Here is a 26124-nt window from a genome sequence, read left to right as displayed (position 1 = left end):
GGCGGAGGTTCGTAGGATGGATTTCGCTGCGCTCGACCCATCCTGCAGGCTCACATGCTCACCGCATCGTCGCAAGCTGCACGGCCAGCGCGCAGGCGCGGTCGTATTCGTCGAGGTTGATCCATTCGTCGACCGTGTGCGCCTCGTTCTGGCCGGCGCCGAAGGTCACGGTCGGAATGCCGTGGCGGACCATCCAGTTGGCATCGAGGCCGCCATTGGCGGCGCGGACATTCGGGGTGCCGCCGACCGCGGATACCGCCTCGACCGCGCGTTTGACGACGGGGAGGTTGTCCTTCATGCGGAACGGGTAATAGTCGGTCTCGGCCTTGAACCTGACCTTGCCGGACTTGCCTTGCGCATTTGTCACCTTCTTGGCCGCCTTCTCGAACGCGGCCTTGTAGGCTTTCGTGATCTCCTTGAAGAATTTTCCGTCGTGGCTGCGGCTTTCGCCGCGCACATGCACGTAGTCGGTGACGACGTTGGTGGCATCGCCCGCGGGGCGCCCTTCGCCGCCGGTGACGGGGCCGATATTGCTCGTCCCTTGCTGCTTGCCCTTCACCACCTTGCCGAACCAGCCGCCGGCCTTCACGTCCGCAAGGGCGAGCGCCATGATCATGGTCGAGGAGATGCCGCGCTCCGGCGCGACGCCGGCATGCGAGGCGCGGCCGAAGATCTCGACGGTCCAGCGGTCGGCCCCGACCGCGCCGATGATCACGTTAGAGGCCGAGCCGCCGTCGTAGTTGAACGCCATCACCGGCGAGCCGAGCTCGTCGAGCTTGACGTGGCGCGCGCCGTAGAGCCCGCTCTCCTCGCGCACGCAGAACAGAAGCGTGATCGGCGGATGATCGAGCTTCTGCTTTTCGAGTTCGGCGGCCAGCGTCACCAGCACGCCGCAGCCGCAGCGATTGTCGCCGCCGAGCGCGGTCTTCGCCTCGTTGACGATCTTGCGCCCCGATTTCTTCGGCTTGGCGCCGGCGCACAGCGGCACGGTGTCCATGTGGGTCATGAACATGATGCGCGGCTGGTTGTGCAGCGCGCCGCGGCCGGGCAGGTCGACGATGAGGTTGCCGGTCTCGGTCGGCACCGGAATGCGGGTGTTGGCGTCGTCGAGCCGGATCGCCTTCGCCGGCACGCCGCTCTGCTTCAGCGCGGCGGCGAGCTCCCGCCCGATCGCCGCCTCCTGTCCGGTGACGCCCTCGACGGAGAGGAAGCGCATGAGGCGATCGGTGGCGGCTTTGGTGTCGACAGGCATGGACTGGAATTCCCTTGATGCAGGTAGCGGCGCAGGCTCGTAGGATGGGTAGAGCGAAGCGAAACCCATCGACCCGTGTGCGAAGATGATGGGTTTCGCGAAGCGCTCTACCCATCCTACGAACGCGGCGACGTATAAGTCAAAAAGATCAGCACGCCGAACGCCAGCGCCGCCGCCATGAACAGCAGCACCGCCGGCAGCCCCGCGAGCGCCGCCACCGCGCCGGTGACGGACTGCATCAGCGCGGTGCCGAGAAAGAAGGCGAGATTGACGGCAGCGAGTGCCTTTCCCGCGACCTGCGCGTCGACGAGTTGCCTGGACATGCCGAACAGCAGCGGCTGGGCGGAGGTGAAAAGCCCGATGAGCACGAACAGTGCCAGATCGTAGTGCGGCGGCATGACGGTCACGCCGAACAGCCATGCAACGGCAAAGTGCGGGGCTCCCAACGCCATCAGCGCAAGCAGCAGCGCCGCGCACGCGTGAGTGCCGGCCACCAGCTCGCGGCGGCGGCCGATCCTGCGGTCGATCATGCCGATGAGAAGCGGCCCCACGATCATCGCGAGCGTGAACGCACCGAGCTGGTTGCCGGCCTCGACCCGCGTCAGTCCCTTGATCTCCATCAGCCATGGTCCGCCCCACAGGCCGCGCAGCACCAGCGAGCTCGCCAGCGACACCAGCGCCAGCGCGATCAGGCCGCGCAGCGGCCGCGACAGGCCGAGCCGGAGCACCTCGATCATCTGCGCCATCGGCGAGGAATGGTCCTTGTGCTCGGCCGGCTGGTTCGGCACCAGCGCGAACACTGCGAGCGCCACCACGACGCCGCCAGCTGCGGAGACCCAGAACCCGGCACGCCAGCCCCAGGTGTCGACCACGAAGGCGAGCGGGCTCGACGACAGCAGCATGCCGATATTGCCGATCGAGAGGATCGCGCCCGACCACAGTCCAAATCGCGCCGCCGACAATTGCTTGGCCGCGAGCGTCATCGGGCACATCAGCATGCCCGAGGTGGCGACGCCGAGCATGAGCTGGCCGACCGCAAAGCTCTCGGGGCCTGTCGCAAAGCCCGACGCGACCGCGCCGAACACGGTTCCCGCCAGCAGGGCGAGCGACACCGGCCGCACGCCGAAGCGATCCATCGCCGCACCGACCGGAATCTGCGCGGCGGCAAAGGCAAAATGATAGACCGAGGTCAGGCTCGCCAGCGCCTGCGGCTCGATATTGAAGTCCGCCGCCATCAGGTCGAGGCTGATGGCTGGAATGGTGCGCAGCAAGGTCGAAAGCATATGACCGCAGGCGAGCGCGACCAGCGCGAAGATCAGCGCGCGGGTGGCGCTTCCCGCCTCGTCAGTGGCTGCGGTCCCCATGAGTGTCCCGTCCCGTGAAGGTTTTGGCTGGGGTACATGATCGAGGGGACGGTGCCAATGGGGGAAGGGCAGGCCCGGCTATTCGCGATTGTGGCGTCCGAACTTTCAGCTCGTCGGGTGGGTCGAGCAACACGAAACCCCTCAACCCGTTTGCAACGAAGATGAGTCTCGCGAAGAGCTCGGCCCATCCAACGAGCTTAGTCGTCGCTGTCAGGCGCTTGTGACGCCACCTCGGGACCTTGGCCCCTTATAGGCTGTGGTGCCACGCTTCGAGATACAACGGAGACCTGCGCACCTCTTCAACAGTGTTCCTCGATAGGCCCATGTCGGCGAGCAGCCGATCATCGAGTTCGAGAAGTTCCCCGTACTGGCGCCGTCGTTCCCACGCGCACGCCATTCCAGCCAGCCACACAAGTGGAAGCTTCCACCATCGCAGGTCGGGAAGAGGCAGTGAGGGCGGGTTGATGATGTAAGCGGAATTGGAAGTAGTGCTGCCGCAAGACATGTTTCACCTCCATATTGGAGCGAAACAACACTTGGCTGCGGGAGCTCATCGGGCGGTTGTCAATGTCCCGAGCGATCTATGTATCACACGCTCCGTGGGTGCTCAAGCGATAGTCAGTGAATATGAACTCAGTCATCCGCAGCAGCGGTTGGGGAAGGGCAGGCCCCTTATTCCGGATTGTGACCTTGCGATCCGGTCCTAGAGGTTCTTGATGATCGAGACGAAAGTCGGCGGCGCCTTGGTGGACGCGCCGGTCGAAAGACCGCCTCCGGCTTCGAATGCGCTTTCCGCGATCTCGTAGCCGAGCATGCGGTAGCTCTCGAATTGCGACTCCGTGAAGAATTGATTCAGCGTCGTCTCGTGCGGAAAGGTCGGGTGGGATATCGCGTAGCTCAGGACGCCCATGGGCTCCGTGCCGTGCAGGCCCGACTTGAAGTACAGCAGCAGCCCGTTTTGCGACGTGCCGCCGTCGGCCTCGCCATAGAGAATATCGCCGACCGCCCAATAAGGCGCTTTCGTTGCAGGGCTTGGACGTTCCGTGAAGCGCTTCTTGAGCAGGTCGAGGCCACGCAGGTCGATGCGTACGCCGAGATCGATCCAGATCTTGCGCAGCGCGTTGCCGAGATCCTCGAACGAATAATCGGGGTCGCAGCCGGCGTCGCTGACAACGATCACGCGGCAGCGTCGGCGGACCATCTCGTAGAGGCCGAGATTCTCGAAGTGCCCGCCGTCAGTCAGGTAGACCCAGCGCTCGGTCTCGCTGGTCAGGCCGAACATCTCCATGAAGAACGGCCGGAGCGCATCTGTCGGCTTGACCTCCGCGTAGTAGGCATTGTCGCCGCGCGGGTTGGCCAGCCACCAGCCAAGGCGCACGTTGAACAGCGCCATCAGGAAAGCGACGCCCGGCGACGAGTTGTAGCCCATGCTCGGACTGACGGCCGCGCCTGAAATCGCCATGGCGGTCCCAAGGGTGAGCATTCCGCCGTAGGGCCGGGGCTGCTTGGTCGTCGCGTAGGTCGTCCGGTATGCACCGTCCGAAAATACGGCGCTGCCGCTGCCGCAATGGAGCGGCGAGAACGTGAAGGGCGCCGCCATCCGTTCTTGCCATGCCAGATTTCTCGACGACACGAGGTTGAGTGCCGCGCCGATGACGTGGAACGGCTTCCAATTGGCCCCCGTCGGTGCAACGCCATGCTCCCAGAGCTCATGCAGATACGGGCTGTCGCGGCCGTCGAAATCCGTAAAGGCGTTCTTGGTCTTGTCGCGGTCCTTCTCTTTGCGCGACGCACCGAGAAAGGCACGAACCAGTCGGTTCCGGTAGAGGCTGTGGAGCGAGTAGCGGTTGATGCTGAGGACGTGCGAGGCTGCATAGATCAGTGCTCCAAGCGCGACGCCGGCTATGAGCACGACTTTCCAGGGCAGATGATCGGCGCCAGCCGCGAGTGCGAACGCCCTGTTCCAGGCGATGGACAGCAGAGCGACCAGGACCGACGCGAAAATTCCCGCTGCGATCGCCGCAATCGTGTTGAGCCCGAGATATTGGCGAACGCCCGACGCCTGCTCGGCGGCGGCCCTGGTCTTCGAGCTCGCTCCCAGGATGACGGAAAGCAGGCCTGAAAGACCTCCCCCGGTCGCGAGCGAGGGGACGAACGCGCTGCCAAGCTGACTCTCGATCCATCTTGCGGCCGGTGGCGCGCCAAGCACGAGCCCGAACCACAGCAGCCAGCCGAGATAGGCCAGCGTGAAGAGTCCGCTCGACCGCGCCTGGAATTCGAGCCCGACGTCCACCTCGGACAGGAATTCGGCAAACGAGATGTAGATCACGTCGGCGACGATCCGCGCCATGACGATCCAGGGCAGGCCGAGGACGCAGGCAAAACCCGCCGTCGTGGCAACGGAACCCGATGGGCCGTAATGCCAAAGCAAGACCAGTCCCGCGGCACCCAGCACGCCAAAAGCGGCGCCGGCGACGCACCAGGCGAAGAGATCGATCCATGGATGCTTGGGACGAGCCGCGAGCGGTGGGCGGGCCGACTTTCCAAAGACCAGGGTCCACAGGCGCGCCAGCACCCAGGAGGCAAGAAAGAATAGAACGCCAAGGATGGCGCCGCGAAGCACCACGACGGGGTAAAATTGAGCTTTTTCGACCTGCTTGTCGACTTTGAACCCGACGGCCGTGGTCACGTCCGTGAGCATCGACAGACCGTATTGGCTTCGCAACACGAAAACCAGCAATGCAGCACCGACAAGGAAGGGCATGAGATCGCAAACGAGAAACCGGGGTTGCGAGACATTGATGCATCCGCGGCCGGGACGGTTCGCGACGGAGAACGACAAGGACGCCAGAAAGCAGAGGGTTGGTATGAACATGACAACCAGGAACCAGGCCGACGTATTCTCGCGTCTGATGCTGTCGGCGTCGATGACCGCAAAGTAGAGTGCGTTGGTGATGAGCACTGCAAGGATCATCGGAGGAACGAGCAGGACCCAGTTCAGGAACAGGTTGCGCAGGACGCCGGCAACGTCGCTCCACAGGTCGGGAGAAATCGGCGAAAAGCTGGGGGCGAGAAAGTGCGAGTTGCGCCGGAGGTTGGAAACCGGCTCGGCTTCTTCGTGATCACCGAGTTGACCGACGCTGTCTCGCCGATTGAGCGCCGAAACCACCGTGCTCGGACTGGAGCGCCGCTCGCGCTCCTGATGGAGCCAGGCTGATAGCCAACTGCCGATATAACCGCCGCCCGACACGGTCGACAGATACTCGAACTCCGTCAGAGCCGAGCCGGTCTTCCCGCCCTGGTGCTTCGACGTGACCTCCAGCGCCGCAAATCGTTGCAGGATGCCGAGCGCAAACGCCGCGCTGCGGATTCCTCCGCCGGAAAGGCACAGGGCCCATCGGTCGTCCGCGTTCAACGCCTGGTAGACGTCGAGGAGTTTTCCCGGGACCGGGTCCGTCGGCGATGGTCTGGGCAGTGTTTGGGAGGGCTGCTGCGCAGGTTGCGGCGATGTCGCGGACGGCGGTTGGGTTGGTGTCTGCGAAGCGCCGGATGCCGGCTGCGCTGGTGTCGGCGAGATGTCGGGATCTTTTGGTGCGAATTCCAGGCGAACGCCCGCGAGCGCCCGCCGCTCCTCCCAAAGGACCTGTGAAAGGTTCAATGCCCCCATGACGCCTCTCCCCCTGTTTCACTGAGATCGGCCCAAGCGGCCTGTTCAGTGTCTCCGCTGGGTCAGTTCTGGTCGGCGGGCCGAGCGTAAGCTTGACCGGAGCAAGCTAGCGGCACCGGCGACAGCAAGCGTGTGAAGCAATTCACAAACACGTAGAAATTGTCATGGCTGCCGCATGGAAGCGGTCGTGACGCAAGGCACGTTGTCCATCAAAACGAGTCTGACGCCGCTGCCTGAGACGATGAACCAGGCCGGCCGTCAGAACGTTATTCCCGGCAAGATGTGGTATCATGGGGACCTGGATCTGCAGCTGGCGGCGGCAATGTCTTCCACCGAGAGTGCAACCAAGACGACCAGTGAGGCGGCCCGCCGAGAGCGGAGGAGGAGCAATTCCTTACTGTTCGCTCTCGCCGTTGGATTTCTTGTCTTCGGTGCGGCCGCGGGTGCGCTTTACTACGCTTTGCGGCCGGAGGTTCTACGGATCGCCGTTGGACCGCCGGGCAGCGACGATTACAAAGTCGTCGAGGCAATGGCCGATGCCTTCAGAAGGGAAAGTCGAACCGTCAGGCTGTCTCCGATCAAAACTGACGGCGCGGTGGAGTCTCTCGCCCTGCTTGGGGCTGGCAAGGCGGACCTTGCCGTCGGCCGCGGTGATCTGGAAATGCCCGCCGAGGCGCAGACCGTCGCCGTCGTGCGTAAAAACTTCGTCGTGCTGTGGGCGCCCTCCGAGCCTGCGGGCAAGGGCGCGAAAAGAAAGCGGTCGCCGAAAATCAAGGAGGTCGCCGATCTCGCGGGGCACCGTGTCGGCGTGATTGGGCGGACCCCCGTGAATGCCGCGTTGCTGCGGGTCATTCTGAGCGCCTCCGGCGTGGACGCTGAGAAGGTCGCTGTGACGCACTTTGGCACTGAACAGATCGGGGAGCTGGCGCGCGATCCCGCCCTCGATGCATTCATGGCAGTCGGGCCACTCGACAGCAAGATCACATCCGACGCCGTTGCTGCTACGGCGCGGGCCCGCGGCGAGCCGAAATTTCTCGCCATCGAGACATCGGAAGCGATCGCCTTGAGGCATCCCCGGTATGAATCGGAGGAAATTCCGCCCAGCGTCTTCAATGCGGATCCGGCTTGGCCGGGTGACAAGGTCGAGACGGTCAGCGTCAGCCACCTCATCGTGGCCAGAAAGAGCGTGTCCGAAACCACGGTAGCCGCGTTTTTCCGGCAGCTCTTTGCCGTCCGTCAGGCGATTGCGCGGCAGGTACCTGGCGCTGCTCACATCAGCAAGCCGGACCTTGAGAAGGACACCGAGCTGCCCGTCCATCGGGGAGCGGCGGCCGTCATCGACGGCAACGAACGCACCTTTCTCGACCGGTACGGCGATTACTTCTGGTTCGGGCTCCTGCTTCTCTCCGGGATCGGCTCGGCCGGCGCCTGGTTGCGCCGCTATTTGAACCGCGAGGAAAGGGAGGACAACACCAGCCATCGCAAGAGAATCCTGGCCATGGTCGCGAGCGCGCGGACCGCGGAATCCAACCAGGAACTGCTGACCCTGCAGCGTGAGGCGGACGCCATCATCGCTGAAACCCTCGAGTGCTACGATGACGGCGCTGTCGAGGAAGAGGAACTCGCCGCATTCGGGCTGGTGCTCGATCTCTTGAGCAACGCCATTGCCGAGAGGCGAGCCGCGTTGCAACGAACCAGCTTCGAAACCGTTCGAGGCGCGACAGCAGGCTCCACGCTGCGAGGATAAGGGCGGCCATTTGAACCGGCCGTTGCGGATTCCGCCGCGCCGGCGCCGCCGTACGCGGGATCTCCGATTTCGTCGAGGGGTGCGGCGCCGGCGCGCGGCCACTGGCTGACGACGATGGCCGCCATCGCGCCTTTCCCGAACGTGCAGGTCGACTCGACAATGATGATCCAGTTCTCGGTCGTCAGCTTGATCTGCATATCGGAGTGTCGCTGCTTGGCATGGTGAGCCAGATCGATGTCTGTGCGTTTTAGAAGCGATACAATTGCGGCGGGAATCTCTGTACAACAACTACCTGCATCGTTATCTATCGCGAAGGCCATGCTCTTCGGAAGTCGATCCGCGACCTCGATGCGTACCAATTCGTCCGAACTCCGATCTCACGATGTGTCGACACATTATCTGATCGACGTCTTGCTCGACGGAGCGCACGAATCTTACTCTGTGTTCTGGGCGCTGAAGGCCATCGGCTTGCTTGCAGTTATCACGGAAGCGCAGCAACACAATCTTGTCACGCACTCGCGACTTGCCAAGTTGCTCGGTGCTTCCAGATCCGGTCTGTCGCATTGTCTCGCCTATCTTGACAGGCTCCGAATCTTGCACACGCAGCGGATGCATTTGCCCGGCTGCCTTGCGCCTACTCAAGTGTATTCAGTGCCGATTATGGCGCGCTGGCGCGACGATCATGGTTCGCCACTCACGGAGTCGGCCGAGCACGCGCAGGCCGCCGATTTGTCGACGCCAGCCCTGGCTTATCGATATGCGGAACTGCATGCGTCGATGCACATCTACGCTCGATCGAGCTGCAGTCGACGTTGTCATCATGAAACGCTGGTTCAAACTCTTCGAGACCGCGTCGCGGCACTTGCAAGCCAAGGAGCGTGGTCTCTTCGTTGTGGTCGTCGGCTGCATGTTGATCGCCGCGGGATGCATGGCAATAACTCCATACATTCTCGGCGTCCTAACGGACAGATTGCTGGAGGGCCGCGCGTCGCATGATGTGCTGGTGCTACTGGCCGGGGCTTATCTGGCGACGGTGGCGATGCCAAGGATACTTCAGACCGTCGCCCTCCATCGACAAAGCAGCCTTCGTGTTCACGCCAATCGCTCGCTGCTGTCGAGCTATTTCAACTATCTGTGTGAACAGCCGGAAAGTTTCTTTACGAGCAGGAATTCCGGTGAGCTAAGTCAGGAGGTTACACAGGCGTCGAACGATCTGTACGTCATCATTCGCAACTTTTCATCCTCCATCATTTCCCCAATCGTCCAGATCAGCATTGCAATCGTTATTCTAGCCCTGAATCGAGACCTCATAGTTGCCGCAGCGATCTTGATTTATGCGGTCCTGTTTCTCACCAATAACGCCATACAAGGCAGAAGGCTGATGCAGCTCAGGGACGGCCTCATGGAGGCCGGGCGAAAGTCTTATGCAACACTTTCCGATTCCATCTCCAATATCGCAGTTGCGCGCCAGTACAACGGGTACGACTTTCTGCTTTCCCGGTATCGCGCGGTGCTGGACGAAGATCGCCACGCGCAAGGTCGATACTGGGCTGTTAGTCTTCAGATGCAGATCATCAACGCGCTGCTGTTTGTCGGCTTTTTTGGAGTGTCATTCGGGGTGGCTTTGTACGGGGTGGTTCACGGAGAGCGCTCCGTTGGGAGTATGGTGCTCGTCGGTGCGTACACGTTGACGCTGTTGGCCCCGATCGAAGGCCTCGGCAACATGCTTACCGAGATCACTCAGTCGCTAAGGACGTTCGGCGTGTTCATGGACAAGCTGGAATCCGTGCGCCCGTCGTCCAGGCGCCATGCCGAAGTGGTGCCGATGTCATCTTTCCAGCCGGCGATCGAATTTGACGATGTATCGCTGATCTATCCAGGCGCAACCGTGCCGGCCCTCAGGGGTATCAGCTTCTCCATCGCACCGGGACAGCAGGTGGTCATCACGGGTCCGAGTGGCGCGGGCAAGACTTCTATCATCAAGGCGTTGACCCGACAGTATTCGCCGGGCACAGGATCAATCCGCCTATTTGGACAGGATATCGCGACGATAGACGTGCGGACCTTGAGCGACCGGGTTGGATATGTTTCACAGGAGGTGTTCATTCTCAAGGACACGCTCCGCTTCAATCTGAAGATTGCGCGAGCAGAGGCATCGGATGAAGAAATACTCCACTCGCTCGAGAAGGCCGGGCTAGGCGATCTCGTTCCCAGCTTGCCGGCCGGTCTTGACACGATACTCGGTAATCGTGGTGCAACCCTTTCGGGAGGGCAGAGGCAGAGACTGGCCCTCGCCAGGCTGTTTCTACGGAAGCCTGACGTTGTCGTGATTGACGAAGGCACCGCGGCTCTGGATATCGTCACCGAGCAACGGGTGCTCGAAGAGTGTCTGACAACTTTTGACGGGAAGACGATTGTGATCGTCACGCATCGTCCGAGCGCGATGGTGTTGGGAGACACGTTGATCGTTGTGCAAGACGGGCGGGTCGAGGACAGCGGAAAACACGATGAACTGAGGTCGCGCAACGGTTTCCTTTCGCGCGTTCTCAGCGGAGCAGCGTCATGATCCGGCTCTCCCGAGGCGCTTCAAGCGGAATAAGCCGGTTTGGCTCATCCGGATGACTGCATCATTCTTTCGGCCTTGGTCACGAACAGGAGTGGCTGGTGAAGTGGAGTACCATTTGTTTGGTGGGCGTCGCGTCGGCATTGTTCGCGCAGTCCGGAGCCGTAATCCGATTGACGGCTGAAAGGCAGGTCTTGTTTCCAGCAACGGTGGTGCTTCCTCTGCCTTGGGATCCGACCTCGCCCGAGTGTCGCGAGGATCCAATGCCGCCAGGCTTTCGGGTGAATGGGGAGATCAGCTCGGCTGGTCCGCAAGGCCGGTGCGCGCAAATTGACGGACAGCCGATCTGATGCGGTTTGCGCCGTTGCGTAGGCCGCACTTGGGCGATGATTGGCCGGCCTATCTCCAAACGCCGAGGAGATGAGCAGTGCTGGTGTCAAAAGGCATCCTGCTTAGGCTGCGTCAATTTCCGCAGTAGAGTTTGTGCGTCATCCAGCAATGCCTGCAGCTGCTGCCGCTCGCTGATCGCATCCCTCGTGAATAGCCCGTGCGTGCGCGCATTCTGATTTCCCTTCGGCGCGCCGGACCCTAGCGCGCCGCCGTGCATGCGGCAGCGTGTCTTGCCGTGCGCCGCTGGCGCGCGGCACGGGCTGCCGTCGCGGGTTCGGGCGCCGCAGCGGGGACTGCTCCGCATCGGGACGGTGTTGTGGGTGTGGCCGCCGGTCATGGGGTGGCGCCTTGCGTTGCCTCGCTCCGGCTCGCCTCCGCAACAAGCACGTTCGCATGCTGCGTGACGTTGCCCACGATCGCTCGTCCTCCGTCCTGCACGGACAGGTTCTTCACCGTGATCGCGCGCTCGTCGCTGTTGCGGTGGCGGCTCAGTGCCTCGACCTGAGCGGCGAAGGTGCGGGTCAGCCGGGTCAATGCGCGCGTGACGCTTTCCTGCTGCGGAAGGTTGTCGGTGCAGGCGAGGCGACAGGCGCAGCGCATCGTCGCCATGTGCACGGAGACCATCTGCGACACCAGCATGGCTTCGATGGAATCCTTCGGCGCGATGCTCCTGATCATCGAGACCATGAAGGCGACATTGGCCTCATCGGGCTTCTGTCCGACCGCGCTCGCTTTCACCAATTGCCTGAGAATGCCGTGCAGCGCGTCGCGGTCAACGGCACCGAGTGCCTCGGCCAGCAGGCGCTCGCCGGCTTGCGGGTCCGGATGGGTGATCGCAATGCGCCGCTTGTACAGTCTTATCCGCGGGCTCGCGGCGGGGCCGCCGCGATCGCTTGTTGCAAGCGGCGAGGTGGTGCGGCGGTTCGGTGCTGTCGTCATGTGCTGTGTCCTTTGCCTGCGCAGGCGCGCGCGAGCGACCGTTCGCTGCTGCGCGCGAATGCGAATTTCGGGATGTCGATGAAGGGCTTACCCGCGACCACGTCGAGGCTGCCCCGGTGGGGCCGGCCGTTACGCTCACGATGGCTGCGATGATGGCATTCTGCCGGTGTTTTGCCCGACGAGTCAAACGGCGATGCGAAGCGCGCAAGTCCTTGTTCTTCCAAGCACCGGCTACTGTGCATGGGGTTGTTTTCGCGCTTTTTGTTTTGAGCCGGCGCTTACGTGCCGTGCGACGGAATTGCGAGGCGCGTCGTGTGTGGAAACGCGATTGCGCAATCCCGTGCGGCCGCTCATCATGATCCCCGAGCGCGCCGCACCAACAAACATGCACAAGCGGCGCCGAAGTCTGGGGAGAGAACGAATGCAACGAACGGCTCGCCTGCTGGCAGTCATCGCCGGATTGTGCGCCTGTGCGCCGGCGACAGAGGCCCTCGCGCAGAAATATCCAACGCGGCCGATCAAGATCATGGTCGGCTTCAGCGCGGGCGGGCCGGTCGATGTCGTCGCTCGCATCATCGGCGACCGGCTGGGCAACAAGCTCGGGCAGCCCTTCGTGGTCGAGAACCGCGCCGGCGCCAATGGCATGATCGCCGCCGAAGGCGTGGCTCGTGCGGATGCGGACGGCTACACCATGCTCGCCTGCAACTCGTCCACCATCACGCTCAACAAGACGCTGTTCAAGGACATCCGCTACGACCCGGAAAAGGACTTCGCGCCGTTGACCACAGTGGTGTCGGCGCCGCTGGTGCTGGTGGTCAATCCGGAGAATCCGAGGACGGCCGACATCAAGACCGTGGCCGATCTCGTTGCCGCGGCGAAGGCGAGGCCCGGCGAGCTTGCCTACGGTTCGGGCGGCAACGGCAACCTCGCCCATCTCGCCATGGAGCTGCTCGGCCAGAAGGCCGGCATCAAGATGATCCACGTGCCCTATCGGGGCGGCGCCGCGTCCGAGGTCGGCATCCTCGCGCAGGAGGTGCTGGCGGTGTTCGATCCCCTGTCGGCCGTGCCGCTGGTGAAGGCCGGCAAGCTGCGCGCGCTCGCGGTGTCCTCCGCCGAGCGGCTGCCGTCGCTGCCTGATGTGCCGACGGTTGCGGAGGCAGGCTATCCCGGCTTCGACCTGTCGTTCTGGGTCGGCTTCTTCATGCCGAAGGCGACCCCCGCGCCGATCCTGGAGGCGCTGCACCGGGAGATCGTCGCCGCCGCCAGGGATCCGGCGGTTGCGGAGAAGCTCGGCTCGCAGGGCGTGGTTAGCGTGCTGAGCCCGGCCGAGTACGCCGCGAAGATCGCGAAGGAGACCAAGGAACTCGCCGAGGTCGTGGCGGCGGCAAACATCAAGGCGGAGTGAGGTGGCCGCTTGGATTTAGGCATCATCGTACGGCTCGCTCCGCTGCACCTCTCCCGCTTGCGGGAGAGGTCGGCGCGCAGCGCTGGGTGAGGGCTTTTTCCTCTGGGGGATTGTCCCGCCGCGGAGAGACCCGCTCCCCAACCCTCTCCCGCAAGCGGGAGAGGGAGCGCACCTCCTTCGCGGTAGCCATCACGGCCACAGGATCTGCTTGCGGCAGCCCAAATCGTTCAGCAGCGACAAGCCGGTGTGAGCTAGCTCGAGGAGCGTTCGCGCGCCGCAAAGCGGATCGCACGAGCTCTTGCACTCTTTCCGGACGCGCGGGCTGCGATCATGCTCCGCGCCTTGCCGTGGGCCCCGGCATTCCTGCGCAGCAAGGTTGCGAACCGCTTGCGTGCGCGGCTCGCCGAGAGCCGCGCCGCCAGCTGCTCGGCCTTGCGCATGATGGTGACGACCGACGGTGTCAGGTTCACCGGAACCCAGGCGACGTCCTTCATCTTGGACAGGCTGCCAACGCCTTCGCAAGGCGCTTCGCGCGGCAGGTCGATCCGGATTGCGAGAGCCTCCGCGCGCTCGGTCCAGTCCTCGGCCCTGGTGCCCGTGATGATGCGGACATAGTCGCGCGTCTCGCGCGGCAGCTCGCTCTCTCTGGCGAGCCACTTCTGGATGCGGCCGGGACCTGCGTTATAGGCGGCCGCGGCGAGGCCGAGATTGCCGAAATCGTCACGCAGCTTGCGCAGGAATTTTGCCGATGCGGGCAGCGCCTTCACGGGATCGAAGGGATCATCCAATCCGACCTCGGCCGCCGTCTCCGGCATGAACTGCGCGACGCCCTGCGCACCGGCCGGGCTGACCTCGTTGGAACGAAAGCGGCTCTCCTGCCAGAGCAGGCGCGCGAAGAACGGCACGGGAATGCCGCTGGCCTCGGCGGCTTCGCGAAGCGCGTGGCAGAATTGTTCGGTCGGTGAAAGCGGGGCCTGCGCGACGGGTTCGACTGTGGGAACCGGCTCGATCGTCTCGACGTAGGCCGCGCGCGCATTTGCCAGCTCAATGGCCTGCACGCTTGCGAGGAAGAGTTCGGCGAGGGGAACCAGAGAAGGACCGCGATCAGTCTTGAGAGCAGCGTGGTCGATGCTTGACGGCTGCCAGGAGGACGACGAGCCGACGTCGCACATCAGAATCAGGAACGCAGCGCAAGCCGCGACGACAAATCGCATCTCGGTAAGAGTCCTCGAACTGTGGGGGAACGACCAGCGCGTGCGCCGGTGAGGAGGACTTCATTAACCGTAATTGCGGCGAAGCTGCGATTCCGCGCGAGGGCAGGTGTTAGTACGGGGGCCTGCCGCAGAACATGCGCCGCCGGCCCCGCGGATCTACGGGGACCGCGAGCAAATGCGACGTGCGAGTGGTGGCACGGAGGCTAGTCCTTCGGAAAGTCCTTGCGCATCGCGATCTCGGCGGCATCGCCGGGCGACAGCACGGTCTGGTCGAAGGCCTGCTGCGGCCTCGTCATGATGTCGTAGAGCGAGATGCCCTTGATGGGCTTGCCCATCAGCTCGCGGACGCAGTCGGCGAGCGTGCCGTTGTAGACGAGATAGGGCGGACCCCGGTCCTTCTGCCTCTCGCCCTTCAGCGATGGCCACTTCTTCAGTTCTGCCGGCGCGTCATAGACGATCGGCGATCCCTCTTTAAACATGCGTCTGGTTCCGGGCGGCGTGGATAGGCCAGAAGCCTAGAGCCGCCGGGTAAACGCACGTTAAAGAATTAGTTCAAATCAGCCGGCAACGAAGGCGAGCAGGGTGCCGTTGGCCTTGGCCGGCGGCACCACGATCGCGGGCCCGCTGCGCAGCGCTGCCGTGCTCAGCGCCTTCTCGGTCGCCGCGAGATCGCCGCTGACCAGCACCAGCGCCGCGCCGCCGCGCTCGGAGAGGCCCGCGAGCGGCACGCCGGGATAGCGCTTTCCGAGCTGGTCCAGCGTCAAATAGACGAAGTCGGCACGATCGCCGCCAGAGGGCACGGTGACCGCGCCGTCGGCCTCGGTCTTCGGTTCGCGGTCGATCAGGCGCGCGAGGTGCGCGGCCTCCTTCGCGGGCTCGGGCGTTGCGATCAGCGTCTGCTTGATGCGCTTGGCCGCATTGGCATGCTTCATCAGTTCGGGGATCCACACCGTCTCGCGGGTCTTGTGCTGGCAGGCGAAGATGCGCACGCCGCCCGGTGCTTCCGCGGTCGGCCACATGAAGGTGCGGAATTTCGCCGCCGAGACCGTGCCGTCAGGCAGCGTCACCGGCCGCTCGAAATCGGTCGGGCCGATCGGCGTCAGGCCACGCGCGCGGATTTCCTCTGCGCCGGCGGCGCTATCGACCGCCGTGAAGGCGATACGCTCGATGCCTTCGCCGCGTGTGTCGAGGAAGGCGCGGGCCGGCGCATTTTGCTCGGTCGCGGCCAGCACGCCGAGCAGCTCCATATAGTCCGGGTCGAACATGATGGTGTAGTTGCCGGTGCCCATATGCGCGCTGTGGGTGCCGCGCGGCGACACCGTGAAGCCGAGCTGCCGGTAGTTCTCGGCGGCCTTGTCGAGGTCCTTCACCATGACCACGGCGTGGTCGATACCGATGACGTTCTTGAGGGCCACTGTGATTTCCCCGCGGCAGATGCAGATTGAATTTGGACGGCACGAGCGGCCGCTGTCCCTATCTACGCCGGATAGACGATCAAGTCATTTTCAATTCAGTGGGACATGCGGAAATTTCATTCCGCGAAACGTGATATCGACGCGCGATGGCGTCAGCGCGCCTGCTCGATATAGGCGGCGAGGATGGCACGCTCCTCGCCGGTCATTTCGGTGATGTTGCCGGGCGGCATCGCGGTGGACCAGGCCGCGACGCGTCCGATCAGGCGGATGTTGCGATGGATGTGCTCGGGCGCGTCGAGCAGGATGCCCTTCGGCGCAGTGACGATGCCGGCCCAGACCGGCTCGGCCGCATGGCACATGCTGCAGCGGGACATTACGATCTCCTCGACATTGGCGACCGTGACCGGCGTCGACAGCGCGCCCGTCTTCACCTCGCGCGGGCCGGCGGCGGACAGGAAGAGGATCGCGATCACGCCCACGGCGGCCACGCCCCACACCCACCACGGCGATTGGCGCCCGGCATGGCGCTCGTTGAAGAAGTGGCGGATCACCGGCCCGAGCGCCAGGATGATCGCGACGATGATCCAGTTGAAGCGCGTGGCGTAGAGCAGGGGATAGTGGTTGCTGATCATCAGCACGACCACCGGCAGGGTCAGATAGTTGTTGTGGACCGAGCGCTCCTTGCTGGTCTTGCCGAGCTTCGGATCCGGCGCCTGTCCCGCGATCAGCGCTGCGACGATCTTCTTCTGGTTCGGGATGATCAGCGTGAAGACGTTGGCGACCATGATGGTGCCGATGATCGCCGCGATCTGGTTGAACGCGCCGCGACCGCTCAGCACATGGGTGAAGGCGTAGGTCAGCGCGACCAGGAACAGATAGCCGCCGATGGCGAACGGCAGCTCGCGCTGGGCAAGCCCGGTGCGGCAGGCAGCCTCGTAGAGCGCCCATGCCAGAGTCAGGCTGAAGAAGCTGAACAGGCCGGCCTGGAACGGCGTGAGATCGAGGATCGACTTGTCGACCAGGAACAGGTCGGCCTCGAGATAATACACCACCACCATCAGCGCGAAGCCGGACAGCCAGGTGGTGTAGGCCTCCCATTTGAACCAGGTCAGATCGTCCGGCATCTGGGTGGGCGCAACCAGGTATTTCATGATCCGGTAGAAGCCGCCGCCATGGACCTGCCAGGCTTCGCCCTGCACGCCATCAGGCAGATCGCCGGGCAGATCGCTCTTGGGCTTGAGGCTGAGGTCGAGGGCGATGAAATAGAAGGAACTGCCGATCCAGGCGATCGCCGCCACCACGTGCAGCCAGCGGAGCAGCAGGCTCGCCCATTCCGATATGATGGATCCCCACATGATCACCCCATCAGGTGCGACACAAATGCCGCAGCTTTGATCACCGCAACCGGCGGTCGCGCCCATACAATGTGTCGCACCGATCAACGGCATTTTCCAGTACGATGGGTCGTGGCTGATGCACATCGTGCGGGCATGAGCTGATGTGGGATGCGGCAGGCGTTTTTCCCGCCGGATCGATCGGCGTTGACGCTTGAGACATGCGCGCCGGGAGGAAGACGACGTGAAAAACAGGATATGGTCCGCAGCGATGGCCGCGGGATTGCTGGTCGCGGCCGCGACATCTGCGCAGGCTGAGCCGGTGATGCAGGGCAGGGACGCCTATGGCGACTGGCAGTCCGACAGGCCCGGCACGGTCAGGTTGATCCGGCCGCAGGATCTGGTCAAGCCTGGTGCCACGCGGTCGGTTGCGAGCTTCGCGCGCATGGTGCCGCGGCCGTCGGATGCCTCGCCGCAGGTGCCTCCAGGTTTCAAGATCGAGCTGTTCGCCGAAGGCTTGCGCGCGCCGCGCATCGTACGCGTCGCGCCGAACGGCGATGTCTTCGTCGCGGAGACGCGGGCGGGTACCATCCGCGTGCTTCGTGCAGGAGAGGGCGGCAAGGTCGCGGCCAACGAAGTCTTTGCCAGCGGTCTGCGGCAGCCATTCGGCGTTGCCTTCTTTCCGAACGGCGACAATCCGCAATGGGTCTATGTCGCCAACACTGACAGCGTCGTCCGCTTTCCCTATCAGGCCGGTGACCTCAAGGCGCGCAGCAAGGCGGAGAAGATCGTTGCGAGCCTGCCGCATGACGGCGGCCATTCGACCCGCGACATCGTCTTCACGCCCGACAACAAGCGCATGCTGGTCTCGGTCGGCTCGCTCAGCAATGTCGCCGAGGGCATGGGCACGCCGCCGGGCGGGATGGATGCGTGGTCGAAAACGCAGCCGCTCGGCGCGGCCTGGGCCAGCGAGACCGAACGCGCCACCGTGCTGGCGTTCACTCCCGACGGCAAGGAGCGGAAGATCTACGCCACCGGCATCCGCAATTGCGTCGGCCTCGCGATCCAGTCGCAGACCGGCCTGCCGTGGTGCTCGACCAACGAACGCGATGGCCTCGGTGATGACCTCGTGCCCGACTACGTGACCAGTGTGAAGGAGGGCGCCTTCTACGGCTGGCCGTGGTTCTATATCGGCGGCAACGAAGACCCGCGTCATGCCGGTGCGCGACCGGACCTCAAGGACAGGGTGACGATCCCCGACGTGCTGATACAGCCGCATTCGGCCTCGCTCGGTATGACCTTCTATGAAGGCACGCAGTTTCCGTCCGACTACCAGGGCGATGCCTTCGCCGCCGAGCACGGCTCCTGGAACCGCTCCAAGCGCACCGGCTACAAGGTGATCCGCATCCGGATGAAGGACGGCAAGCCGACGGGCGAGTACGAGGACTTCGTCACGGGGTTTGTGCTGAGCGACACGGAGGTGTGGGGACGGCCGGTGGGCGTGGCGGTGGCGAAGGATGGGGCGCTGCTGATCTCGGAAGATGGCAATGGCACGATCTGGCGGGTAAGCCACCCATAATTTTGGAGATGGCGTCGCTATCTTGTCGACACCCCTTAACAACGGGTGAAAGCCGCCGAAACTACTTGCAACAACCGTTGATACTAGCCAAGGTAGAGCGTTCTTTGGGGGGAGAGCAAAATGGAAGGACTGGGGACAACTGAGCCGTTGGTTACGGCGGCTTGGCAGTGGTTTAGTATCGGACTAGGCGTCGCTTTCCTGGTCACCATCGGCATCATTGTCCTTTTTGTTTTCAAGGGAGATACCGAGTACGGGATCGATCAAGGATTTCTCGGACTTATTTTGATGCTGACTACCATTTTCTATCTTGTGGCTTTTTCATTTTTGGTCGCCGCGTCGACTAAGGGGTTGGATATTAAGGTGACGGTCGTAGTTGTCGATGCTCTCGTCCTGATCGGAAGCAAACTATTGGCGCCGCGCTTCCTCACCTACTTATCGTCATGAACGTCCGGAGTTGAGTGCTATCCTCTTCTCACGCTCGCCCCTCCATCCACCGGCAGCGTCACACCCGTAATGAAATTCGCCTCGTCCGACGCCAAAAACAGCGCGGCGTTCGCGACGTCCCATCCCGTGCCCATCTTCCTGCGCAGCGGCACCTTGCTGTCGCGCTCGGCTTCGACTTCGGCGCGGGTCTTGTGCCATTCGCGGGCGCGGGTATCGACGGCCATCGGCGTGTTCATCAGGCCGGGCAGGATGACGTTGGCGCGGATGCCGTATTCGGCGTTCTGGTAGGCGAGCTGTTCGGTAAAGGCGATCATCGCCGACTTCGTCGCCTTGTAGGCGACGTAAGGGTAGGTGGTGATCGCCGCCATCGAGGAGATGTTGATGATCGCGCCGCTGTTCTGCGCGCGCATAATCGGGATCACTTCTTTCGCAGCGAGGATGCAGCTCTTCAGATTGATGGCGACGACGCGGTCGAACGCCTCTTCGGTGATCTCCAGCAATTCGGCATCGCCGCCGGACAGGCTGACGCCGACATTGTTGTGCAGCACGTCGATTCGGCCCCAGCGCGACTGCGCCTCCTTGACCATCGCCTTGATGTCGGCGGTTTTGGTCACGTCGGCCTTGAAGGCTGCGGCGATGCCGTTCGTCACGGCGATCATCGCGACGGTTTCCTGCGCCGATTCCAGATGATGATCGACGCACAATACCTTGGCGCCCTCGCGCGCGAAGGTCAGCGCGGTGGCGCGGCCGTTGCCCATGCCTTCGCCAGGGCTCTGGCCGGCGCCGACGACGATTGCAACCTTGTCCTTCAAGCGCATGTCAGTTCACTCCGGGGATCGGGTACTGCTGGAGTACCACTTTGTAAGTGGGCTCGTTGTCGATCTTCATCGTTGCGAGCACGCGCACGACGCCGCAATAGAAGGCAATTGTGAGGACGAGATCGACCATGTGCTCGTCGGACAGGTGCTGCTTGATCTCGGCAAAGGTCGCGTCCGACATCGCGAGCTCGCGCACCATCTCGCGGGCGCCTTTCAGGATCGCCCTTGCCAGCGGCTCGAGCTTCGAGGGCTTGCCCTCGGTCTCCGCCATCAGGCCTGCGATATCCTCGTCGGTGACGCCGAACTCCTTGCCGATCTTCACGTGATGGGTGAACTCGTATTCCGATTTCTCCATCCAGCCGACCTGGAGGATCGCAAGCTCCCGCAGGCGCGGGTCGAGCTTGCTCTTGAAGCGGATGTAGCCGCCGATGCCGTTGAAGGCGCGCGCCATCTCCGGCGAGTTGACCAGCAGCTTGTGCAGATTGGTGTTGCGCTTGAGCATGTCGCGATATTCAGGCGCGACCTGGTCGGCCTCGAGATAGGGCAGGCGGGCCATCGTGTGTCTCCTCAGTGTTCTCTGGACTCGCGTTCGGGCGCCTGCAGCGTCACGCCGCCATCGACCACCAGCACTCTTGCGCCGGCGCGGGCCAGCAGAATTGCTGCAGCGCGGCCGTTGCCGATGCCGTCGCCCGCGGCGCCGCTGCCGCTGATGGGCGCCACCTTGCCGGCGAGGCCGGCATCGTCCTCAGGGCCCTGCATCCCGTTTCATCCCGATATTTTCGTGCAAACTAGCAATGGAGTGCGGAGGTGAGAAGGCCGGCCGTCCCGCGTAGATGTCATTGACATCGCATGGAATTGCATGCCGCCGCGCGAGACGCTCCGCGGTTGAGCGGGCGCGGCGCGGAACCATCTTCACACAACTGCGTTTGCGGCGGGGGCGTTTTTCACGTTAGGCTTGCCCCCGGGGCTTCCCAATCGCCAGTGGCTTGCCGATGAATCTGCTCGATCCACAAGGGCCGGTGGCTGCCGCCAACAGCACCATCCTGGTCGATTCCGTCTTCATCATGCTTACGATCGTGGTGCCGACCATCATCGTGATCCTGGCGTTTGCGTTCTGGTTTCGCGCGTCCAATACCAAAGCGCGCTTCCAGCCGGACTTCGTCTATTCCGGGCGCGTCGAGATGGTGGTGTGGGCGATCCCGGCGCTCACCGTGATCCTGCTCGGCGGCGTGGCCTGGATCGGCTCGCATCGACTCGATCCCGCGGCGCCCGTGCCGGGCACCGGCAGTCCGGTGCGCATTCAGGCCGTCTCGCTCGACTGGAAATGGCTGTTCATCTATCCCGACCAGCGCGTCGCCACCGTCAACACGCTGACGGTGCCGGCCGGCGCCGAGCTGAATTTTCAGCTCACCTCGTCGAGTGTGATGAACGTGTTCTTCATCCCGCAGCTCGGCAGCATGATCTACACCATGAACGGCATGGTGACGAAGCTGAACCTGCGCGCCGACAACGAGGGCAAGCTTCAGGGACTGTCGGCGCATTTTTCCGGCGACGGCTTTCCCGACATGATGTTCGACGTCAACGTGATCTCGCCGCTCGCCTTTCCGGATTGGGTCGCGAGCACGGCGAAGTCCGATGCCGTGCTGAACGAGGAGAGCTACAAGAAGCTGATGCAGCAGGGCATCGAGAGGGGCAGGCCGACCTATCGCCTGGAAGATCCCCGCCTGTTCGACCTGATCGCGACCCAGCACATTCCGCCGGGGCCTGGTCCGGAACTGCTATCCGATGCGGGCCGGCCGCACAGTGGAGGCCACGATGCTCGGTAAGCTCGATTGGTCGGCCATTCCATTTGATCAACCCATTCCGCTGATCGCGGGCGCGGTGGTGCTGGTCGCGATCCTCGCGGTGCTGGTCTGGGTCGTGGTGAAGGGGCATCTGCCGTATCTCTGGCACGAGTGGATCACCAGCGTCGACCACAAGCGGATCGGCGTCATGTACATCCTGCTGGCTTCGATCATGCTGCTGCGCGGCGGCAGCGACGCGATCATGATGCGGATCCAGCAGGCCGTGGCCTACCAGTCGCAGGGCTATCTGCCGCCGGAGCATTACAACCAGATCTTCTCGGCCCACGGCACCATCATGATCTTCTTCGTGGCGATGCCGTTCGTGATCGGGCTGATGAACCTGGTCGTGCCGCTCCAACTCGGCGTCCGCGACGTCGCATTTCCGACGCTCAATTCGGTCGGGTTCTGGCTGACCGCGACCGGCGCGCTGCTGGTCAATCTCTCGCTCGTGATCGGCGAGTTCGCCCGTACCGGCTGGCTCGCCTTCCCGCCGCTGTCGGGGCTGTCCTATTCGCCGGGCGTCGGCGTGGATTACTACGCCTGGTCGCTCCAGATCTCCGGCGTCGGCACGCTGGTCGCCGGCATCAATCTCGTCACCACCGTGCTGAAGCTGCGTACCAAGGGCATGAACTATCTGCGCATGCCGATGTTCTGCTGGACCACGCTGGCCTCCAATCTCCTGATCGTCGCGGCGTTTCCGATTCTCACCGCCACGCTCGCGATGCTGCTGCTCGACCGTTACCTGGGCTTCCACTTCTTCACCAACGAGGCCGGCGGCAATGTCATGATGTTCATGAATTTGATCTGGGCCTGGGGGCATCCGGAGGTCTACATCCTGGTGCTGCCGGCCTTCGGTATCTTCTCCGAGGTGGTGTCGACCTTCTCCGGCAAGGCGCTGTTCGGCTATCGCTCGATGGTGCTCGCCACTATGGCGATCTGCGTGATCTCCTTCATGGTCTGGCTGCACCACTTCTTCACGATGGGGGCGGGACCCGACGTCAACGCCATCTTCGGCATCGCCAGCATGATCATCGCGGTGCCGACGGGGGTGAAGATCTACAACTGGCTGTTCACGATGTATGGCGGCCGTATTCGCTTCGCGACCCCGATGCTGTGGGCCGTCGGCTTCATGGTCACCTTCATCATCGGCGGCCTGACCGGCGTGCTGGTCGCGGTGCCGCCGGCCGACTTCATGCTCCACAACAGCATGTTCCTGGTGGCGCACTTCCACAACGTCATCATCGGCGGCGTGCTGTTCGGCGCGTTCGCCGGCTTCGAATACTGGTTTCCGAAGGCGTTCGGCTTCCGCCTCGACGAGCGCTGGGGCAAGCTCGCGTTCTGGTTCACCTTCCTCGGCTTCTATGTCACCTTCATGCCGCTCTATATCGCCGGCATGCTCGGCATGACCAGGCGGTTGCAGCATTACGACGTCGCGGCGTGGCGGCCCTGGATGCTGGTTGCGGCGGCCGGCATGGCCGTGCTGACGATCGGGGTGATCTGCCAGATCATGCAGCTCGTCGTCAGCATCAGGAATCGCGAGGCCCTGCGCGACCGCACCGGCGATCCCTGGGACGGGCGTTCGCTGGAATGGGCGACCTCCTCGCCGCCGCCGGTCTTCAACTTCGCTTTCAGTCCCGATGTGCGCGGCGAGGATGCCTATTGGGACATGAAGACCCATGCCCGGCAGCAATCGTTCGAGCACGATGCGCCCGAATATCACGACATCGAAATGCCGCGGAATTCCCCGACCGGCTTCATCTGCGCGTTCTTCGCCACCATCATGGGCTTTGCGCTGATCTGGCACATCTGGTGGATGGTGATCCTGGGCGGCATCGGCGCGTTCGCGACCTTCGTCGTGTTCGCCTGGCGCGACCATGACGAATACGTCATTCCGGCCGACGAGGTCGCCCGCATCGATCGCATCAATCTCGAGGAACGTCGCAGCCTCGTCAGCATGGCGGGGGTGGTCTGATGTCGATAACCGCGACTGTCGGCCGTGCGCATGCCGATCCCCATCATATCGGGCTCGTGGTCGAGCATCCCGGGCCGGCGTCGAAGCGGATCGTGACCGCCTACGGCTTCTGGGTATTCCTGCTCTCCGACATCGTGATGTTCTCCTGCTTCTTTGCGGCCTATGCGGTGCTGTCTGGCCAGACCGCCGACGGTCCCAAGGGCTCGGAAATCTTCGAGCAGCGGAACGTCGCGATCGAGACGGTCTGCCTGCTGCTGTCGAGCTTCACCTGCGGCATGGCCAGCATCGCCGCCGACGTGCGCAACCGGTTCTGGTTCTATCTCGGCATGGCCGTGACCTGCGTGCTTGGCCTGATCTTCCTGACCATCGAGTTTCGCGAGTTTGCCGATCTCGTCGCGCGCGGCTACGGCCCCTCGCGCAGCGCCTTCCTAACCTCGTTCTTCTCGCTGGTCGGCTGCCACGGCCTGCACGTCTCGGCCGGCGTGCTCTGGCTGCTGACCATGATGGCCCAGGCTTTTGCAAAAGGCTTTCGCGCCGACGTGTTGCGGCGGATGATGTGCTTTGCGCTGTTCTGGCACGCGCTTGATATCATCTGGGTCGGGGTGTTCTCCGTCGTCTACCTGCTTGGGGGGGCCGCATGAGCGATCAGACCCATATTCCGACCGGGCACGATCTCGCGCCGGGCGAGGAAGAGCAGCATAGTGTCGGTGAGCGGATCCTGGGTTACGTCGTCGGTCTTGTGCTGGCGCTGTTGCTCACGGCGACGTCGTTCTTCATCGCCGGCACCGATCTGGTCTGGCAGCCTTCGATCCCGGTCGCGCTGATCGTGCTGGCGATCGCGCAGATGGGCGTGCACCTGGTGTTCTTCCTGCACATCACCACGGGCCCTGACAACACCAACAACGTGCTGGCGCTGGCCTTCGGACTGCTGGTCGTCTTCCTGGTGGTCGGCGGCACGGTCTGGATCATGTCGCACCTGAACGGGAACATGCCGCCTATGGACCAGATCATGCGGATGCGGAATTAGGGGGCACAAAAAAGAAGAGCCGCCTGTTTGTGACAAGCGGCCCAAGTCTAGGGAGGAAACGCCCGAGCAAAGCAATCCGAACCGGATTGCTGCCAAGGAAACGCACGCGCAAGCGCTTGCGTAGGCTTATAAGCTAAGCAACTCCCGACGGAGTTCAATTCCGGATCAATACTGTCTCCGGCTACCGCTCACGGCGGCGTGAACGGCTTGTTCACTTGGGCCGGCGGCAATTATAGGCCCTGCGGAAGCCGGCGGCCTGGGCGTCGTCCTCCGAGCAGAACCAGCGGTCCGGCTTGGTGGTTGCCGGATAGCTCGGGCAGCCCCGCAGATGATAGATGCCGATATTGCCGGTGACGCGGGCGCGCACCGCGAGCTTGCCCTTGATGCTGCAACTCGGCGGCATCGTCAGCTCGTCCGGAAACAGCACGGCGCGGATCTCCTTGTCGCGGTCGGAGCGGCAGGCGGCGCCCAGCAGCGCGCCATCCTTCTTGCCGCTGCGGAATTCTTGCGGTGCAACAAAACAGCCTTTCCAGATCCCGGCCGAAGCCGTCTTGGCTTCGGCTGCCGCCGGCTTGACGTTGGCCTTGATCGGCTCGCGCGCGATGGCGAAGCCGAGCTTGACCAGTTGCTCGTTCAGGCTGGCCTTGTCGCCCTCGGCCGTACAGATGGCGCGGTGGCGTTTGCCAAAGCTCTTTTCCGGCCCGACATCGTCACAGCGCACCGCCCGTTTGCCGATCAGCTTGGCCAGCTGGTCGCGGGCCTCGATGCCACAGGTCCAGGGATCGGCGTGATCGTCGATGCAGACCTGGTCGAGCTCGGGCGCGTCGACGCCGTCGAGCCGGTAGGTGACGTCGCCAAGCTGGATGGAATTGGCGTCCCGGACGGTCGCCGTCGCGGTCAGTGCGAACGCAGGCGCTGAGGAGGCCAGAAATCCGGGCAGAGCAAGAAACAAAACAAGCGCGAAAGCGCGGGCGGCGGCAAATGAATTCTCGAAGGACATACGGTCTCGCTATCGATTGCTCTTTCGCCTCGTTCCTAGCATCCGGATGTGGCGATACCAATGGTCTGCGCCCTGCGAAGTGCGACATTCCGGCCCCGCGGCTTTACTCAGCCGTCGCTCTGACCCTATCGTTCGTGCCGGCCTCACGGA

The 26124-nt window shown here is 63.4% G+C and carries 23 protein-coding genes; 9 read left to right on the top strand and 14 right to left on the bottom strand.

Translation table 11 applies throughout. From position 1 onward, the window contains the following. Positions 1-58 precede the first annotated feature (58 nt). From EI171_RS34640 to EI171_RS34625, 4 genes are all read right to left on the bottom strand, one after another. Positions 59-1252 (bottom strand): M20/M25/M40 family metallo-hydrolase, encoded by a 1194-nt coding sequence (locus tag EI171_RS34640; RefSeq protein WP_161535983.1) that lies wholly within the window; start codon positions 1250-1252, stop codon positions 59-61. 116 nt (positions 1253-1368) lie between these two features. Further along, on the bottom strand, positions 1369-2616 hold the full coding sequence (locus EI171_RS34635) for an MFS transporter (protein ID WP_028175545.1): 1248 nt from the start codon (positions 2614-2616) through the stop codon (positions 1369-1371). Between the two features lie 247 nt (positions 2617-2863). Continuing rightward, positions 2864-3013 (bottom strand): DUF1127 domain-containing protein, encoded by a 150-nt coding sequence (locus EI171_RS45940; RefSeq protein ID WP_231166723.1) that lies wholly within the window; start codon positions 3011-3013, stop codon positions 2864-2866. 306 nt (positions 3014-3319) lie between these two features. Continuing rightward, positions 3320-6283: a hypothetical protein gene (locus tag EI171_RS34625; protein ID WP_161535982.1), complete on the bottom strand. Its 2964-nt coding sequence runs from the start codon at positions 6281-6283 to the stop codon at positions 3320-3322. A gap of 322 nt (positions 6284-6605) precedes the next feature. Here EI171_RS34625 and EI171_RS34620 point away from each other — a divergent pair, with 322 nt between their 5' ends. Both EI171_RS34620 and EI171_RS34615 read left to right on the top strand, forming a co-directional pair. After that, positions 6606-8030, top strand: a complete 1425-nt coding sequence (locus EI171_RS34620; RefSeq protein WP_038965862.1) for a TAXI family TRAP transporter solute-binding subunit — start codon at positions 6606-6608, stop codon at positions 8028-8030. An 820-nt stretch (positions 8031-8850) separates the two neighbouring features. Continuing rightward, positions 8851-10596 (top strand): ABC transporter ATP-binding protein, encoded by a 1746-nt coding sequence (locus tag EI171_RS34615; protein ID WP_028175541.1) that lies wholly within the window; start codon positions 8851-8853, stop codon positions 10594-10596. A gap of 433 nt (positions 10597-11029) precedes the next feature. Here EI171_RS34615 and EI171_RS46535 read toward each other — a convergent pair whose 3' ends face one another. Beyond that, a complete protein-coding gene (locus tag EI171_RS46535; RefSeq protein WP_305765030.1) occupies positions 11030-11287 on the bottom strand; it encodes an HGGxSTG domain-containing protein in 258 nt (85 codons plus the stop codon). Positions 11288-11316: 29 nt separating this feature from the next. After that, positions 11317-11922 carry a hypothetical protein gene (locus EI171_RS34610; protein ID WP_161535981.1) on the bottom strand — a complete coding sequence of 202 codons (606 nt, stop codon included), beginning with the start codon at positions 11920-11922 and terminating at the stop codon, positions 11317-11319. A 421-nt stretch (positions 11923-12343) separates the two neighbouring features. On the opposite strand from EI171_RS34610, the gene EI171_RS34600 reads away from it, so the two are divergent. Beyond that, positions 12344-13327, top strand: coding sequence for a tripartite tricarboxylate transporter substrate binding protein (locus tag EI171_RS34600; RefSeq protein WP_060910961.1), 984 nt, complete (start codon positions 12344-12346; stop codon positions 13325-13327). Positions 13328-13578: 251 nt separating this feature from the next. On the opposite strand, the gene EI171_RS34595 is transcribed toward EI171_RS34600, so the two are convergent. The 4 genes from EI171_RS34595 to EI171_RS34580 form a co-directional block, all read right to left on the bottom strand. After that, positions 13579-14541 carry a lytic transglycosylase domain-containing protein gene (locus tag EI171_RS34595; protein WP_161535979.1) on the bottom strand — a complete coding sequence of 321 codons (963 nt, stop codon included), beginning with the start codon at positions 14539-14541 and terminating at the stop codon, positions 13579-13581. Positions 14542-14744: 203 nt separating this feature from the next. Beyond that, a complete protein-coding gene (locus tag EI171_RS34590) occupies positions 14745-15020 on the bottom strand; it encodes a hypothetical protein (protein WP_161535978.1) in 276 nt (91 codons plus the stop codon). A 78-nt stretch (positions 15021-15098) separates the two neighbouring features. Further along, positions 15099-15956, bottom strand: coding sequence for a VOC family protein (locus EI171_RS34585; RefSeq protein ID WP_161535977.1), 858 nt, complete (start codon positions 15954-15956; stop codon positions 15099-15101). 152 nt (positions 15957-16108) lie between these two features. After that, positions 16109-17311 (bottom strand): urate hydroxylase PuuD, encoded by a 1203-nt coding sequence (locus EI171_RS34580; RefSeq protein ID WP_161535976.1) that lies wholly within the window; start codon positions 17309-17311, stop codon positions 16109-16111. A gap of 223 nt (positions 17312-17534) precedes the next feature. Between EI171_RS34580 and EI171_RS34575 the strand changes: the two genes are divergently transcribed. Both EI171_RS34575 and EI171_RS34570 read left to right on the top strand, forming a co-directional pair. Beyond that, complete coding sequence (locus EI171_RS34575; RefSeq protein WP_161535975.1) at positions 17535-18869, top strand: sorbosone dehydrogenase family protein; 1335 nt, start codon at positions 17535-17537, stop codon at positions 18867-18869. Between the two features lie 120 nt (positions 18870-18989). Continuing rightward, positions 18990-19313 (top strand): hypothetical protein, encoded by a 324-nt coding sequence (locus EI171_RS34570; RefSeq protein ID WP_011085495.1) that lies wholly within the window; start codon positions 18990-18992, stop codon positions 19311-19313. A gap of 17 nt (positions 19314-19330) precedes the next feature. Here the strand turns inward: EI171_RS34570 and EI171_RS34565 are convergent, their stop codons facing one another. From EI171_RS34565 to EI171_RS34555, 3 genes are read right to left on the bottom strand one after another with little or no spacing between them, the layout of a single operon-like run. Beyond that, on the bottom strand, positions 19331-20131 hold the full coding sequence (locus EI171_RS34565; RefSeq protein ID WP_161535974.1) for an SDR family NAD(P)-dependent oxidoreductase: 801 nt from the start codon (positions 20129-20131) through the stop codon (positions 19331-19333). Position 20132: 1 nt separating this feature from the next. Further along, positions 20133-20687: a carboxymuconolactone decarboxylase family protein gene (locus EI171_RS34560; protein ID WP_161535973.1), complete on the bottom strand. Its 555-nt coding sequence runs from the start codon at positions 20685-20687 to the stop codon at positions 20133-20135. Between the two features lie 11 nt (positions 20688-20698). Beyond that, entirely contained in the window at positions 20699-20890 is a 192-nt protein-coding gene (locus tag EI171_RS34555) for a hypothetical protein (protein WP_246740324.1), read from the bottom strand. Positions 20891-21123: 233 nt separating this feature from the next. Between EI171_RS34555 and EI171_RS34550 the strand changes: the two genes are divergently transcribed. Genes EI171_RS34550 through cyoD form a run of 4 tightly spaced genes read left to right on the top strand, consistent with a single transcriptional unit; the run spans position 21124 to position 24974 of the window. Next, on the top strand, positions 21124-21957 hold the full coding sequence (locus EI171_RS34550) for a cytochrome ubiquinol oxidase subunit II (protein ID WP_161535972.1): 834 nt from the start codon (positions 21124-21126) through the stop codon (positions 21955-21957). Then, the gene (cyoB, locus tag EI171_RS34545; protein WP_011085500.1) at positions 21947-23947 is read left to right on the top strand and encodes a cytochrome o ubiquinol oxidase subunit I; all 2001 of its coding nucleotides are present in this window, start codon (positions 21947-21949) and stop codon (positions 23945-23947) included. The genes EI171_RS34550 and cyoB overlap by 11 nt, the downstream gene beginning before the upstream one ends. Next, positions 23947-24588, top strand: coding sequence for a cytochrome (ubi)quinol oxidase subunit III (locus EI171_RS34540; RefSeq protein WP_161535971.1), 642 nt, complete (start codon positions 23947-23949; stop codon positions 24586-24588). The genes cyoB and EI171_RS34540 overlap by 1 nt, the downstream gene beginning before the upstream one ends. Beyond that, positions 24585-24974 (top strand): cytochrome o ubiquinol oxidase subunit IV, encoded by a 390-nt coding sequence (gene cyoD, locus EI171_RS34535; RefSeq protein ID WP_011085502.1) that lies wholly within the window; start codon positions 24585-24587, stop codon positions 24972-24974. The genes EI171_RS34540 and cyoD overlap by 4 nt, the downstream gene beginning before the upstream one ends. A 211-nt stretch (positions 24975-25185) precedes the next feature. Here the strand turns inward: cyoD and EI171_RS34530 are convergent, their stop codons facing one another. After that, positions 25186-25974, bottom strand: a complete 789-nt coding sequence (locus EI171_RS34530) for a thermonuclease family protein (protein ID WP_161535970.1) — start codon at positions 25972-25974, stop codon at positions 25186-25188. Positions 25975-26124: the final 150 nt, after the last annotated feature.

The organism is Bradyrhizobium sp. LCT2 (assembly GCF_009931255.1).
Lineage (GTDB): Bacteria > Pseudomonadota > Alphaproteobacteria > Rhizobiales > Xanthobacteraceae > Bradyrhizobium > Bradyrhizobium diazoefficiens.
Note: the sequence above shows the minus strand (reverse complement) of the source record. Positions and strands in the feature narration are given on the sequence as shown.

Bases quoted from the DNA above. Each gene is read 5' to 3' on its own strand.
- EI171_RS34540 (WP_161535971.1), top strand. From the start codon at position 23,947: ATGTCGATAACCGCGACTGTCGGCCGTGCGCATGCCGATCCCCATCAT.
- EI171_RS34590 (WP_161535978.1), bottom strand. From the start codon at position 15,020: ATGTTTAAAGAGGGATCGCCGATCGTCTATGACGCGCCGGCAGAACTG.
- EI171_RS34620 (WP_038965862.1), top strand. From the start codon at position 6,606: ATGTCTTCCACCGAGAGTGCAACCAAGACGACCAGTGAGGCGGCCCGC.
- EI171_RS34555 (WP_246740324.1), bottom strand. From the start codon at position 20,890: ATGCAGGGCCCTGAGGACGATGCCGGCCTCGCCGGCAAGGTGGCGCCC.
- EI171_RS34580 (WP_161535976.1), bottom strand. From the start codon at position 17,311: ATGTGGGGATCCATCATATCGGAATGGGCGAGCCTGCTGCTCCGCTGG.
- EI171_RS46535 (WP_305765030.1), bottom strand. From the start codon at position 11,287: ATGCGGAGCAGTCCCCGCTGCGGCGCCCGAACCCGCGACGGCAGCCCG.
- cyoB (WP_011085500.1), top strand. From the start codon at position 21,947: ATGCTCGGTAAGCTCGATTGGTCGGCCATTCCATTTGATCAACCCATT.
- EI171_RS45940 (WP_231166723.1), bottom strand. From the start codon at position 3,013: ATGGCGTGCGCGTGGGAACGACGGCGCCAGTACGGGGAACTTCTCGAA.
- EI171_RS34615 (WP_028175541.1), top strand. From the start codon at position 8,851: ATGAAACGCTGGTTCAAACTCTTCGAGACCGCGTCGCGGCACTTGCAA.
- EI171_RS34595 (WP_161535979.1), bottom strand. From the start codon at position 14,541: ATGCGATTTGTCGTCGCGGCTTGCGCTGCGTTCCTGATTCTGATGTGC.
- EI171_RS34635 (WP_028175545.1), bottom strand. From the start codon at position 2,616: ATGGGGACCGCAGCCACTGACGAGGCGGGAAGCGCCACCCGCGCGCTG.
- EI171_RS34600 (WP_060910961.1), top strand. From the start codon at position 12,344: ATGCAACGAACGGCTCGCCTGCTGGCAGTCATCGCCGGATTGTGCGCC.
- EI171_RS34530 (WP_161535970.1), bottom strand. From the start codon at position 25,974: ATGTCCTTCGAGAATTCATTTGCCGCCGCCCGCGCTTTCGCGCTTGTT.
- cyoD (WP_011085502.1), top strand. From the start codon at position 24,585: ATGAGCGATCAGACCCATATTCCGACCGGGCACGATCTCGCGCCGGGC.
- EI171_RS34625 (WP_161535982.1), bottom strand. From the start codon at position 6,283: ATGGGGGCATTGAACCTTTCACAGGTCCTTTGGGAGGAGCGGCGGGCG.
- EI171_RS34570 (WP_011085495.1), top strand. From the start codon at position 18,990: ATGGAAGGACTGGGGACAACTGAGCCGTTGGTTACGGCGGCTTGGCAG.
- EI171_RS34640 (WP_161535983.1), bottom strand. From the start codon at position 1,252: ATGCCTGTCGACACCAAAGCCGCCACCGATCGCCTCATGCGCTTCCTC.
- EI171_RS34560 (WP_161535973.1), bottom strand. From the start codon at position 20,687: ATGGCCCGCCTGCCCTATCTCGAGGCCGACCAGGTCGCGCCTGAATAT.
- EI171_RS34565 (WP_161535974.1), bottom strand. From the start codon at position 20,131: ATGCGCTTGAAGGACAAGGTTGCAATCGTCGTCGGCGCCGGCCAGAGC.
- EI171_RS34550 (WP_161535972.1), top strand. From the start codon at position 21,124: ATGAATCTGCTCGATCCACAAGGGCCGGTGGCTGCCGCCAACAGCACC.
- EI171_RS34610 (WP_161535981.1), bottom strand. From the start codon at position 11,922: ATGACGACAGCACCGAACCGCCGCACCACCTCGCCGCTTGCAACAAGC.